The following is a 13,109-nucleotide window of genomic DNA, read 5'->3' as shown; positions in this document are numbered from 1 at the left end:
GCCGGCGGTCGATCCGGGCGTGCTCTGTTCTGGACGCGATCGGCGCCCCCGCGCGTCTACCGTGTCCGGAACCGAGCCATCCGGCGAAGGCGGAAGCCCTGAAAGCGAAGCCCTGAAAGCGAAGCCCTGAAAGCGAAGCCCTGAAGGCGGAAGCCCGCACACCGCCCTCGCCAGGCTCAGAACCCGTCGTCCTCCAGGAACTCCGTGTCCTCGCCCTCCTCCTCCAGCGCCTGCCGGACCACCCGCAGGGCCATGCCCTCGGGGTAGCCCTTGCGCGCGAGCATGCCGGCGAAGCGGCGCAGTCGTTTGTCGCGGTCGAGGCCGCGCGTCGAGCGCAGCTTGCGGGCGACGAGTTCGCGCGCCGTCTCCTCTTCCTGTTCGGAGTCGAGCTGGGCGACGGCCTCCTCGATCAGGGTCGAGTCGACCCCTTTGGTCCGCAGCTCCTGGGCGAGCGCCCGCCGGGCCAGCCCTCTGCCGTGGTGCCGGGACTCCACCCAGGCGTCCGCGAAGGCGCTGTCGTTGATCAGCCCGACCTCCTCGAACCGCGAGAGCACCTCCTCCGCCACGTCGTCCGGGATCTCCCGCTTGCGCAGGGCGTCGGCGAGTTGCTTCCGCGTGCGCGGGGTCCCGGTGAGCAGGCGCAGGCAGATCGCCCGTGCCCGCTCAGCCGGGTCCCCTGAAGGCTCCCCCTGCTCGGCCCTCGACGAGGAAGAGGCGCCTCCGTCCTCGGCGGGCGGTTCTCCGAAGCCGCGTCGGCGGCGCCCACGTCCGCCCTGTGGGCCGCCCTCGCCGCCGCGCCGTGCCCGGCCGCCACGGGGCCTGTCGTCGCCGTCCGCCCCCTCGCTCCGGCGCCGACCGCCCTCCGACCGATCGTCCCGATCGTCGCCGCTCTGGGCGAAGCCGACGTCGACCCCGCTCCCCGCCTCCCGGGGAGGGGAGGGGTGGACGTACTCGGCCCAGTCCGTTCGTCGCGTCACGGATCAGCTCTTGGCAGCCGGGGCCTTGGTCTTGGCTGCCTTGGCGGCGGGAGCGGGAACCGCCTTGGCGGCGTCGTCCGCCGGCGCGCCCGCAGTCACCGCCGCGTCTGTGCCCGGCGCGGCGGCGGGCTCCTCCGGACGGACGCCGACGCCCAGCTTCTCCTTGATCTTCTTCTCGATCTCGTTGGCGAGGTCGGGGTTGTCCTTCAGGAAGTTACGGGCGTTCTCCTTGCCCTGCCCGAGTTGGTCGCCCTCGTACGTGTACCAGGCGCCGGCCTTGCGGACGAAGCCGTTCTCCACGCCCATGTCGATCAGGCCGCCCTCGCGGCTGATGCCCTGCCCGTAGAGGATGTCGAACTCGGCCTGCTTGAAGGGCGGGGCGACCTTGTTCTTGACGACCTTGACGCGGGTGCGGTTGCCGACCGCGTCGGTGCCGTCCTTCAGCGTCTCGATGCGGCGGATGTCGAGCCGCACCGACGCGTAGAACTTCAGGGCCCGGCCACCGGTCGTGGTCTCCGGAGAGCCGAACATCACGCCGATCTTCTCGCGGAGCTGGTTGATGAAGATCGCGGTGGTCTTGGACTGGTTGAGCGCGCTGGTGATCTTCCGCAGCGCCTGGCTCATCAGACGGGCCTGGAGGCCGACGTGGCTGTCGCCCATCTCGCCCTCGATCTCCGCGCGCGGGACGAGCGCGGCGACGGAGTCGATGACGATCAGGTCGAGGGCGCCGGAGCGGACCAGCATGTCCACGATCTCCAGGGCCTGCTCGCCGTTGTCCGGCTGGGACAGGATCAGGTTGTCGATGTCGACGCCGAGCTTCTTGGCGTACTCGGGGTCGAGGGCGTGCTCCGCGTCCACGAACGCGACCTGGCCGCCGGCCTTCTGCGCGTTCGCCACCGCGTGCAGCGTCAGCGTCGTCTTACCGGAGGACTCCGGGCCGTACACCTCCACCACGCGGCCGCGCGGCAGACCGCCGACGCCGAGGGCGACGTCCAGTGCGGTCGACCCGGTGGGGATGACTTCGATGGGCTCGTTCGGCCGCTCGCCGAGGCGCATCACTGCGCCCTTGCCGAACTGCCGTTCAATCTGTGCGAGTGCGGCATCCAGTGCCTTCTCGCGGTCGGTTCCTGCCATGGGTTCCACCCGGTTTGCTTGAGTCGATCGCTTCACGTCAAAGACGCTAACGCCTGCCACTGACAATGCGCCCCGACGCCGGTCCGGCCTGTGGATAACTCAGGTGCCTATCCGTCCAAAACGGGATGGAATACCCACCGAGAGCCTCACCGGAGCCTCCATCAGAATGGATGTTCGATTTTTGTGTCAAGCGCACCACGGCGCACTTCCGAGGCTACGTTCACTCACCGACAACGCCCCGGCTCCGGCCACGGATCCCACCCCGGCCCCGTCCCCGGCCCCAGGACTCCCGGCTGCTTCACCGGGCGTACGGCGGGTGTCTTCGGCAGGACGACGACGGCGCACCAGGCAGCCGGGACGCTCGGCACATGGACGAGCAGAAGACCGCGCAGACCCGCGGCGAAGCCGGAACCGGGCATCTGAGCCCGCCCCCACTCCCGCTCCCCCTCCCGCTCCTGCACCCGCGGAACCGCCTGGACCGCCTGGACCGCCTGGACCGCCTGGACCGCCTCTGCGAGGCGACAGCGCTGCTCCTGGTCCTCTCCGGGCTCGTCCACCTCGCGGTCTTCGCCGTCGACGGCGGCCCCTGGAACGGCCCCGTCTCCTGGCGCAAGCCGGTGACCTTCGGGCTCTCCTTCGGAGTGACGCTCCTGGCGGTCGTCCGGGTCACGTCGTATCTGCGGATGGACCCGCGGCTGCGCACGGCGCTGCTCGGCGTGTTCGCCGCCGACTGCGTCGTGGAGGTCGGGGGCATCACCCTCCAGGCGTGGCGCGCAGTGCCCTCGCACCTGGACATGGAGACCCCCTTCGACACGGCGATGTCCATGACGCTCGCGGTCGGCGGCGGCGTCCTCGTGGCGCTGCTCACCGTGTTCGCCGTGGCGTCCTTCCGGCATCGGCCCACGGGCCCGGCCGGGATGGCCCTCGCGGTGCGGTCCGGTTTCGCGATCCTGCTGGTCGCGCTCGCCTCGGGGGCCGCGATGATCGCGCGCGGCGTCGTGCTCACCCACGCCGGGCACCAGGAGGCGGCGTACGACTCGACGGCGCCGCTCAAGCCCCTGCACGGGGTCAGCCTGCATGCCGTCCTGGTACTGCCCGCGCTGTCCTGGCTGCTGTCCCGCACGTCCTGGAGCGAGCCGGTGCGGTGGCGGATCGTGGCCGCGGCGGTGGGCTGCTACGCGGCGGCGGTGGCCGCGGCCGGGCTGTGGGCCGTCCTCACGTACTGACTCCCGCCGACTCCGCGACTCCCGCGCCGGACCTCAGCCTGACTCTTCCCGCGACCCGTCGACCGGGGGCCGCACCCGCGCCCACATGCGCCGCGCGCGGGCAAGCGGTCCCGGGCCCTCGCCACGGCGTCGGTGCCCGTGGACACGGGGATCGTCCGTGACGTCGTAGCGCTTCACGTAGGCGCCCAGGAACGCCTGGAGCGTGGCTACCGCCGGGATGGAGATCAGCGCGCCGACGGCGCCCAGGAGGGCGGTGCCGGCGATGACGGAGCCGAAGGCGACGGCGGGGTGGATGTCGACGGTCTTCGAGGTCAGCTTGGGTTGCAGCATGTAGTTCTCGAACTGCTGGTAGACCACGACGAAGATCAGCACCCACAGTGCGTACAGGGGCGAGACCGTGAAGGCGATCAACATGGGCAGGGCGCCCGCGAGATAGGTGCCGATGGTGGGGATGAACTGCGAGACCACGCCCACCCAGACGGCGAGCACGGGCGCGTACGGGATGCCGAGGACCTGGAGCAATATGTAGTGCGCGACGCCGGAGATCAACGCCATCAGCCCGCGGGAGTAGAGGTAGCCGCCTGTCTTGTCGACGGCGATCTCCCACGCGCGCAGCACCTCGGCCTGCTTGGCGGGCGGCAGGACGGAGCACAGTCCGCGGCGCAGGCGCGGCCCGTCGGCGGCGAAGTAGAACGAGAACAGGGCGATCGTGAGCAGTTGGAAGAGACCGCCGAGGACCTGCGTGGAGACGTCCAGAACGCCGGCTGCACTGTTCTGGGCGTACTTCTTCAGCCACTCGGAGTGGAGCAGGCCCTCCTGGACGTCCACCCGCCTGAGTTCGGTGTGGAACGTGCTGTTGACCCAGTTGATCACGGAGTCGAGGTACTCCGGGAAGCCCTCGATCATCTTGATGATCTGTCCGGCGAGCATCGAGCCGAGCAGCGTGAAGAAGCCGGCCACCACGATCAGGCCGCCGAAGAAGACGAGGAATGTGGCGAACCCCCTGCGCATCCCGCGGGCGGCCATCCGACTGACCGCGGGTTCTATCGCGAGCGCCAGGAAGAACGCGATGAGGATGTTGAGCAACAGGCCGATGAGCTGGTGAAAGGCCCAGATGCCCAGTTGGAACACACCGAGGAGGGCCAGCGCGAGCACCATGGCGCGCGGAAGCCAGCGCGGCATGCCCACGCCGTGCACGGCGCCGCCGTCGGCCGGGGGCGGCCCGGTGGGCGGTGTCGTGCCGAGCGAGGATGCGTTCCGGGCGTCGTGCCCGGTCTCGTCAGTGGGTGCCACGGAGCAAGTCTCGCCTACGCCACCGACAATCGGGGAGCCGCCTGCGATCTTCGCTCTCGGATCAGCGCATCTCCTGGGGAACGTTCATCACCAGGCACACCACGCGCCACACGTCCTTGGCCTCCCAGCCGTCCGCCAGCGCCCCGTGCACCGTGCGCCCGCCGAGCTCCGTCATCACGTGATCGCGCGCGAAGGTTTCCGCGTACCCCGTACCGAAGTGCTCGTCCATCCGCTGCCAGAAGACCGTCAACCGCATGACACCAGTATCCCGCGCCCGGGGGTGCGCCCCGCCGGGAGCGCCTGCCGAGACCGCTTTCCGCCCTACGGTCGACGCATGGCCGAAACCGGAGCATCCCCACTCCCCCCGACGCCCTCGGCGCACTCCCCGCTCTTGCGCGCCGAGCAATTCGTCTGGCTCACCGCGCGCGTGCTGGAACAGCGCCTCTTCGCACACGACTTCCTGCACGGCGCCGCCGATCCCGTCGAGACCGCCCTCGACGCCTACCTCAACGAGGACGGCGGATACGGCCACGCGCTGGAGCCCGATCTGCGCGGTCCCGTCAGCCAGCCCCTGCACACCGCGCACGCCCTGCGCGTCCTGGACTCCATCGGGCGGCTCGGCGGCCGCCGCGTGGAGCGGGTGTGCCGCTACCTCACGTCCGTCTCCACCGGTGACGGCGCGTTGCCGGCGATCCATCCCAGCCAGCGCGGTTATCCGGCGGCCCCGTTCATCCCGATCGTGGACGACCCACCCAGCGAACTCCTGTCCACCGGGCCGGTGGTGGGCCTGTTGCACCGCAACGAGGTGTGGCACGCCTGGTTGTTCAGGGCGACGGACTTCTGCTGGCAGGCGGTGGACTCCCTGGAGCGGTCCCATCCGTACGAGATCGAGGCCGCCGTGGCCTTCCTGGACTCCGCCCCCGACCGCCCGCGCGCGGAGGCGGCCGCCGACCGCCTGGGCCGGCTGGTGCGCACCCAGCGGCTCGCCGCGCTGGACCCGGACCACCTGGACGCGTACCCGGTCGCCCCCGGTTACGCACCCGGCGAGCACCACTTCCCGTACGACTTCGCGCGGACACCGCACTCCCTCGCGCGCGCGTGGTTCACCGACGACGAGATGACCACCTCCCTGGATCACCTCGCCGACGAGCAGCAGAAGGACGGCGGCTGGCCCATCCGCTGGCGCCGCTGGGCGCCCGGCACCGCCATCGAGGCACGCCCCGTGGTGACGATCGAGGCGCTACGCACTTTGCGGGCCTACGGCCGCACCATCGGCTGACCCCGGGCCGAGCCGCGGCACCCGAGACCCGCGAGGCCCACGGCCACGGCGTTGCCTCGCGGTCCGCGGCTCGGCGACCCGCACGAACGGAAGCGCACCGCAGCCCCGACGTGGCCCCCGCCCCGCCCGGTCCCGCCCCGCCCCCGCCCCACCCCGCAAAGTCGCAGCTCAGGGCCATTGTCAGTGGGCGGGTGCAGGATGGACTCATGGTCAGCTCCGCGCACCGAGCCCTCGACGGCTTCTCCCCCGCGACCCGCGGCTGGTTCACGGGGGCGTTCTCCGCGCCCACCGCGGCCCAGGCCGGCGCGTGGCAGGCCATCGGCGAGGGTTCGGACGTGCTGGTGGTGGCCCCGACCGGCTCCGGCAAGACGCTGGCCGCCTTCCTCGCCGCCCTGGACCAGCTGGCCTCGACACCCGCGCCCGCCGACCCGAAGAAGCGCTGCCGAGTCCTCTACGTGTCCCCGCTCAAGGCGCTCGCGGTCGACGTGGAGCGCAACCTGCGCAGCCCCCTGACGGGTATCCGTCAGGAGTCCGTGCGTCTCGGCCTGCCCGAGCCGGAGGTCAAGGTCGGTATCCGCTCCGGCGACACCCCGCCCGCCGAGCGCCGCGCGCTGTCCACGCGCCCGCCGGACATCCTGATCACGACCCCCGAGTCCCTGTTCCTCATGCTGACGTCGGCCACGCGCGACGCGCTGACCGGCATCGAGACGGTGATTCTGGACGAGGTGCACGCGGTGGCGGGCACCAAGCGCGGCGCTCACCTGGCGCTCTCCCTGGAGCGGCTCGACGAACTGCTGCCGAGGCCGGCCCGCCGCATCGGCCTCTCGGCGACGGTCCGGCCGGTCGACGAGGTGGCGCGCTACCTCTCCCCGCAGCGCAAGGCGGAGATCGTCCAGCCGAAGTCCGGCAAGGAGTTCGACCTCTCGGTCGTCGTCCCCGTGGAGGACCTGGGCGAGCTGGGCGGCTCCCCGGTCGCCGACGGCTCCGAAGGGGCTGAGCGCCCGTCGATCTGGCCGCATGTAGAGGAGCGGATCGCCGACCTCGTCCAGGCCCATCGCTCCACGATCGTCTTCGCCAATTCCCGTCGGCTCGCCGAGCGCCTGTGCAACCGGCTCAACGAGATCGCCTACGAGCGGGCCACCGGCGAGCCCCTGGACGAGCATCACTCCCCCGCGCAGCTCATGGGCGGCTCGGGCGCGGCCCAGGGCGCCCCGGCCGTCATCGCGCGCGCCCACCACGGCTCGGTCTCCAAGGAGCAGCGCGCGCTCGTGGAGGAGGACCTCAAGGCGGGCCGGCTGCCCGCCGTCGTGGCGACCTCCAGCCTCGAGCTCGGCATCGACATGGGCGCGGTGGATCTCGTCGTCCAGGTGGAGTCCCCGCCGTCCGTGGCCTCCGGTCTCCAGCGCGTCGGCCGCGCGGGACACCAGGTGGGCGCGGTGTCCACCGGCGTCGTCTTCCCGAAGTACCGCGGTGACCTCGTACAGGCGGCCGTGGTCACGGAGCGGATGCGCACGGGCTCGATCGAGTCCCTGAAGGTCCCCGCCAACCCGCTGGACGTCCTGGCACAACAGCTCGTCGCCATGACGGCCCTCGACACCTGGCAGGTGGACGACCTGCTGGCCGTGGTCCGCCGCGCCGCCCCCTTCGCCTCGCTGCCGGAGTCCGCGTTCACGGCCGTCCTGGACATGCTGGCGGGCCGGTACCCGTCCGACGCGTTCGCCGAGCTGCGCCCGCGCGTGGTGTGGGACCGCGTCGCGGGCACGATCACCGGCCGCCCGGGCGCCCAGCGCCTCGCCGTCACCTCCGGTGGCACGATCCCCGACCGGGGCCTCTTCGGCGTCTTCCTGGCGGGCGCCGACCCCAAGAAGGGCGGCGGCCGGGTCGGCGAGCTCGACGAGGAGATGGTCTACGAGTCCCGCGTGGGCGACGTCTTCACGCTCGGCACCAGCTCCTGGCGCATCGAGGACATCACCCGTGACCGTGTCCTGGTCTCTCCGGCCCCCGGCGTCCCGGGACGGCTGCCGTTCTGGAAGGGCGACCAGCTGGGCCGCCCGCTCGAGCTCGGCCGCGCGGTGGGCGCGTTCCTGCGCGAGGTCGGCTCCCTGCCCAAGGAGGACGCCCGGCTCCGCCTGCTCACCGCGGGCCTGGACGCGTGGGCGGCCGACAACGTGCTCTCCTACCTGGACGAACAGCGGCAGGCCTGCGGTCATGTCCCGGACGACCGCACGATCGTCGTGGAGCGCTTCCGGGACGAACTGGGCGACTGGCGGGTCGTCGTCCACTCCCCTTTCGGCGCCCAGGTCCACGCCCCCTGGGCCCTCGCCCTCGGTGCCAAGCTCTCCGAGCGGTACGGCATGGACGCCCAGGTCATGCACGCGGACGACGGCATCGTCCTGCGGCTGCCCGACGCCGACCTCATGGGCCTGGACCTCCTAGACCAGGAGCCGATGAAGGCCGGCACGGAATACGACGCCGAACAGGCGCCGGTCGGCGCGGCGGACGTCGTCTTCGACAAGGGCGAGGTCGACCAGATCGTCACCGACCAGGTCGGCGGCTCGGCCCTGTTCGCGGCACGCTTCCGCGAGTGCGCCGCCCGCGCGCTGCTGCTGCCGCGCCGCAGCCCGGGCAAGCGCACCCCGCTGTGGCAGCAGCGCCAGCGCGCCGCCCAACTGCTCCAGGTAGCGAGCGAGTTCGGCTCGTTCCCGATCGTCCTGGAGGCGGTCCGCGAGTGCCTCCAGGACGTCTTCGACGTCCCCGGTCTCGTGGAGCTGATGGGCGACCTGGAGTCCCGCAGAGTACGGCTGGTCGAGGTCACCACCCCGGAGCCGTCCCCCTTCGCCCGGTCCCTTCTCTTCGGCTATGTCGCCCAGTTCCTCTACGAGGGGGACTCCCCGCTCGCCGAGCGCCGCGCCGCCGCCCTCTCCCTGGACTCCCGTCTGCTGGCCGAACTGCTCGGCCAGGCGGAACTGCGCGAACTGCTCGACGCCGAGGTCCTCACCGAACTGGAACGAGAACTCCAGTGGCTCACCGAGGACCGCCGGGCGAAGGACACCGAAAGCGTCGCGGACCTTCTGCGCCTCCTCGGCCCGCTCACCGAGGCCGAGTTGGCCGAGCGCGGCGCGCAGCCGCACTGGGCGCAGGAGCTGGCCGCCGCCCGCCGCGCCATCCGGGTCCGGATCGCCGGCACCGACCACTGGGCCGCCATCGAGGACGCCGGCCGCCTGCGCGACGCGCTCGGCACAGCCCTGCCGGTAGGCGTGCCGGAGGCCTTCACGGAACCGGTCAAGGACCCCCTCGGCGACCTCCTCGCGCGCTACGCCCGTGCCCACGGCCCCTTCACCTCCACCCACGCGGCCGCCCGCTTCGGCCTCGGCGTCGCCGTGACCGACGGCGCCCTCCAGCGGCTCGCGGCGAGCGGGCGCGTCGTCCAGGGCGAGTTCCATCCGGCCGGCATCGGCCAGGAGTGGTGCGACGCGACGGTCCTGCGCAGGCTGCGCCGCCGCTCCCTGGCCGCGCTGCGACACGAAGTGGAGCCGGTCCCGCCGCCCGCGCTCGCCCAGTTCCTTCCCCAGTGGCAGCACATCGGCAAGGGCCACTCCCTGCGCGGCGTCGACGGACTGGTGCGCGCCGTCGAGCAGTTGCAGGGCGCGTCGGTGCCCGCCTCGGCCCTGGAGAAGCTCGTCCTGCCGTCGCGCGTACGGGACTACTCCCCGGCGATGCTCGACGAACTCACCGCGGCCGGCGAGGTGCTCTGGGCCGGGGCCGGCGCCCTCCCCGGGAAGGACGGCTGGGTCTCCCTGTACGTGGCGGACACGGCGCCCCTGCTGCTCCCTCCGCCCCACCCCCTGGAGCCGACGGCACTGCGCAGCTCCGTCCTGGACGCACTCTCCGGCGGCTACGGCCTGTTCTTCCGCCAGATCGCCGACCATGTCCGCGCCACCACCCACCCCGACGCCAGCGACCCCCAACTCGCCGACGCCGTCTGGGATCTGGCCTGGTCCGGTCGGCTCACCAACGACACGCTCGCCCCGATGCGCTCCCTGCTGGGCTCGGGCCGCACGGCCGGCTCCACGGCCCACCGCGCCAGGCGGACGGTCCCGCGCGGCCGCTACGGCTCGTTGACGGCCGTGGCCCGCCCCGCCTCCCGCAGCGGTCCGCCGACCGTCGCCGGCCGCTGGTCCCTCCTGCCGGCCCACGAGCCCGACCTGACGGTCCGCGCCCATGCACTCGCCCGCACGCTCCTCGACCGGCACGGCGTGGTCACCCGGGGCGCGGTAGCCGCCGAGGGCGTCGAGGGCGGCTTCTCGGCGGCGTACCGCGTCCTGTCCGTCTTCGAGGAGAGCGGTCAGGCCCGTCGCGGATACGTCGTCGAGGGCCTCGGCGCCGCACAGTTCGCCATGGACGGCGCGGTGGACCGACTGCGCGCGGTCGCAAACGCCCGAGACCGCGGCGAGCCCCTGCCCGTCCCGAACCCGGCAGCGGGCACGCGGGACGACTTCGCGTTCCCCGGGAACCTCCCCAACGGCCTGCCCGGCGACTCCCCGGCCGCCGACATGTGGGATGTCCTCCCCGATCTCGACACCCCCTTCGACGCCCGCTTCGACGCCCCGGGAGCCCCCGCCTCGCCCGGTGACCACGTCTCGCCCCGCGACTTCGCCTCCCCAGGCGCAGCCGGCCCCCGAGGAGGCAGCGGCTTCGCGAACGGCTCGGGCCACCCCGGCCGCGCTCACCCCGGTCGCGCGCATGACCGCAACCACGGAGCCGGCAGCTCCCTCGCCGCCCGCGCCGTCGTCCTCGCCGCCGCCGACCCGGCGAACGCGTACGGCGCCGCCCTGGGCTGGCCCGAACCGCCGAGCGGCGCCGGGCACAAGCCGGGCCGCAAAGCCGGCTCCCTGGTGGTCCTCGTCGACGGCGAACTGACGCTCTACATGGAGCGCGGCGGCAAGACCCTGCTGGCCTGGCCCTCCGTCCCGGACGGCGAGGGCACGCCCGCCGGCGACCCTCGCCTGGACACCGCCGCGGAGGCCCTCGCGGAGGCCGCACGCGCGGGCTCACTCGGCACGGTCACCGTGGAGCGCGTCAACGGCGTCTCGGCCCTCACCTCCCCCATCGGCGCCCTCCTGGAAGGAGCGGGCTTCATCGCGACCCCACGGGGCCTGCGGCTGCGCGCATGACAACCACGTCCCGCGCAACCACGTCCCGCGCAACCGCATCCTGCCCTGGAGCGACTCGCGTGCCACCCTTGACGCATGCCCGAAGGTGACACGGTCTGGCAGGCCGCGAGGCGACTGCACGACGCCCTCGCGGGCAAGACGCTGATCCGCTCGGATCTCCGGGTCCCCAAGTACGCGACCGCCGACCTCACCGGCCGCACCGTCCTGGAGGTCACCCCGCGCGGAAAACACCTCCTCACCCGCATCGAGGGCGGCCTGACCCTCCACTCGCACCTGCGGATGGACGGCTGCTGGAAGGTGTACGGACCCGACCAGCGGTGGACCGGGGGACCGGCACACCAGATCCGGGTGATCCTCGGGACCCACGACCGCACCGCCGTCGGTTACCGCCTCCCCGTCCTCGACCTCCTGCGCACCACCGACGAGGAACGCGTCGTCGGCCACCTGGGCCCCGACCTGCTGGGCCCCGACTGGAACCCCGAGCAAGCCCTCGCCAACCTCCTCACGGACCCGGCCCGCCCTCTCGGCGAGGCCCTCCTCGATCAGCGCAACCTCGCCGGCATCGGCAACATCTACAAGAGCGAGCTCTGCTTCGTCCTCGGCGTCACCTCCTGGCTTCCGGTGGGCGCGTTCCCCGCTGCCCGCGCCGCGAAACTGCCCGCGCTCGCGAAGAGGTTGCTGGAGACCAATCGCGACCGTCCGGTCCGCAGCACGACGGGCCGCCGGGGCCAGGACCTGTTCGTCTACGGCCGGGCGCCCCGCCCCTGTCTGCGCTGCGGAACACCGGTCCGCGCGGCGGACCAGGGCGACGGCTCCCGCGAGCGCCCGACCTACTGGTGCCCCACCTGCCAGACGGGCCCCGCCCCGCCCCCGGGTTCTGCGTCGGCCCAGCGCATCCGCCGAGGAACCGCGCGCTGATGTCCCGCAAGGTATGCGCACCACAATTGACGGACCGTCAGAAATCCTCGTACCGTCCCTTCATGGCCGTGAAGGCGTACGACCTCACCGGACGCACCGCATTCGTCACCGGCGCCGCGAGCGGAATCGGCCGCGCCTGCGCCGTACTGCTCGCCCAGTCGGGCGCCACCGTGCACGGCGCGGACCTGGACGCGCAGGGCCTGCACGAGACGGCGACGCTGATCAAGGACCAGGGCGGAACCGCCCGCACCCACCATCTCGACGTCACCGACCGCGTCCAGGTCCGGCAGGCCGTGGAATCCTGCGAGCGGCTGGACGTCATGGCCGCGGTCGCCGGCATCATGCACAGCAGCCCGGTCCTGGAGACCGAGGACGCGGACCTGGACCGGGTTTTCGCCGTCAACTTCAAGGGCGTGCTGTACGCCTGCCAGGAGGCGGCCCGTCTGATGCTGGCGCGCGAAACCGGCGGCAGCATCGTCACCATGGCCTCGGGCGCGGTGGACACCGGGGGCCCCGGGCTGCTCTGCTACGGCGTCGCCAAGGCGGCCGTGGTCCAGTTGACGAAGACGCTGGCGACGGAGGTCGGCCGCTACGGCATCCGCGTCAACGCCGTCGCGCCGGGCTGGATCCGCACCCCCATGACCGACCGTCACGACACCGCCGCACAGGCCCACACCGAGGCGGTCATGTCCCGCATGTCGCCGCTGGGCCGGGTCGGCGAACCGGAGGACATCGCCCACGCGGTCCTCCACCTGGCCTCGGACGCATCGGCATTCACAACGGGCCAGATCCTCCGCCCGAACGGCGGCGTAGCCATGCCCTGGTAACCGCCGCCCTTGCGAACGCCCTGGCCAACCCCCACCCAACTACACCCTCAGACCTCACCCCCAGCTCCCCCATCCCCAACTCCTCCGCCTCCACAGCCCGCCCCACCTCAAGCCCCAACCCCGTAGCCCCTCCGGGTCATCGACACCGGGTCCCACCTCCGCAGCCCGCACCGGCTCAGCACTCACCTCCGGGATCCCCCGGCCTCCCCCGGGCGCCTGCCTCCCGAGCGCACCCCGCACAGGCCCGCCTCGACGCACTGTGCACCGCGCCCGGAAACCCA

9 protein-coding genes are annotated in these 13,109 nt (G+C 72.5%); 5 read left to right on the top strand and 4 right to left on the bottom strand.

The features are described from left to right. Window positions 1-176: 176 nt before the first annotated feature. Both recX and recA read right to left on the bottom strand, forming a co-directional pair. Complete coding sequence (gene recX / locus AB0J04_RS11355; protein WP_363168123.1) at window positions 177-977, bottom strand: recombination regulator RecX; 801 nt, start codon at window positions 975-977, stop codon at window positions 177-179. A gap of 3 nt (window positions 978-980) precedes the next feature. Then, complete coding sequence (gene recA, locus AB0J04_RS11350; RefSeq protein ID WP_363168122.1) at window positions 981-2,111, bottom strand: recombinase RecA; 1,131 nt, start codon at window positions 2,109-2,111, stop codon at window positions 981-983. A 368-nt stretch (window positions 2,112-2,479) separates the two neighbouring features. Here recA and AB0J04_RS11345 point away from each other — a divergent pair, with 368 nt between their 5' ends. Then, complete coding sequence (locus tag AB0J04_RS11345; protein WP_363168121.1) at window positions 2,480-3,337, top strand: hypothetical protein; 858 nt, start codon at window positions 2,480-2,482, stop codon at window positions 3,335-3,337. Window positions 3,338-3,370: 33 nt separating this feature from the next. Here the strand turns inward: AB0J04_RS11345 and AB0J04_RS11340 are convergent, their stop codons facing one another. Continuing rightward, a complete protein-coding gene (locus tag AB0J04_RS11340) occupies window positions 3,371-4,630 on the bottom strand; it encodes an AI-2E family transporter (protein ID WP_363168120.1) in 1,260 nt (419 codons plus the stop codon). A 61-nt stretch (window positions 4,631-4,691) separates the two neighbouring features. Continuing rightward, on the bottom strand, window positions 4,692-4,886 hold the full coding sequence (locus tag AB0J04_RS11335) for a DUF3046 domain-containing protein (RefSeq protein ID WP_351909453.1): 195 nt from the start codon (window positions 4,884-4,886) through the stop codon (window positions 4,692-4,694). A gap of 78 nt (window positions 4,887-4,964) precedes the next feature. Between AB0J04_RS11335 and AB0J04_RS11330 the strand changes: the two genes are divergently transcribed. The 4 genes from AB0J04_RS11330 (at window position 4,965) to AB0J04_RS11315 (ending at window position 12,828) form a co-directional block, all read left to right on the top strand. Continuing rightward, window positions 4,965-5,909, top strand: a complete 945-nt coding sequence (locus tag AB0J04_RS11330; RefSeq protein WP_363168119.1) for a hypothetical protein — start codon at window positions 4,965-4,967, stop codon at window positions 5,907-5,909. Between the two features lie 206 nt (window positions 5,910-6,115). After that, complete coding sequence (locus tag AB0J04_RS11325; protein WP_363168118.1) at window positions 6,116-11,083, top strand: ATP-dependent helicase; 4,968 nt, start codon at window positions 6,116-6,118, stop codon at window positions 11,081-11,083. Window positions 11,084-11,158: 75 nt separating this feature from the next. Further along, entirely contained in the window at window positions 11,159-12,001 is an 843-nt protein-coding gene (locus tag AB0J04_RS11320) for a DNA-formamidopyrimidine glycosylase family protein (protein WP_363168117.1), read from the top strand. A 62-nt stretch (window positions 12,002-12,063) separates the two neighbouring features. Next, window positions 12,064-12,828, top strand: coding sequence for an SDR family NAD(P)-dependent oxidoreductase (locus tag AB0J04_RS11315; protein ID WP_363168116.1), 765 nt, complete (start codon window positions 12,064-12,066; stop codon window positions 12,826-12,828). Window positions 12,829-13,109 lie beyond the last annotated feature (281 nt).

Origin of the sequence: Streptomyces sp. NPDC050263, assembly GCF_040655955.1 — a bacterium.
Lineage (GTDB): Bacteria > Actinomycetota > Actinomycetes > Streptomycetales > Streptomycetaceae > Streptomyces.
The sequence above is the reverse complement of the archived record's forward strand: the minus strand, read 5'-3'. Positions and strand labels throughout refer to the sequence as shown.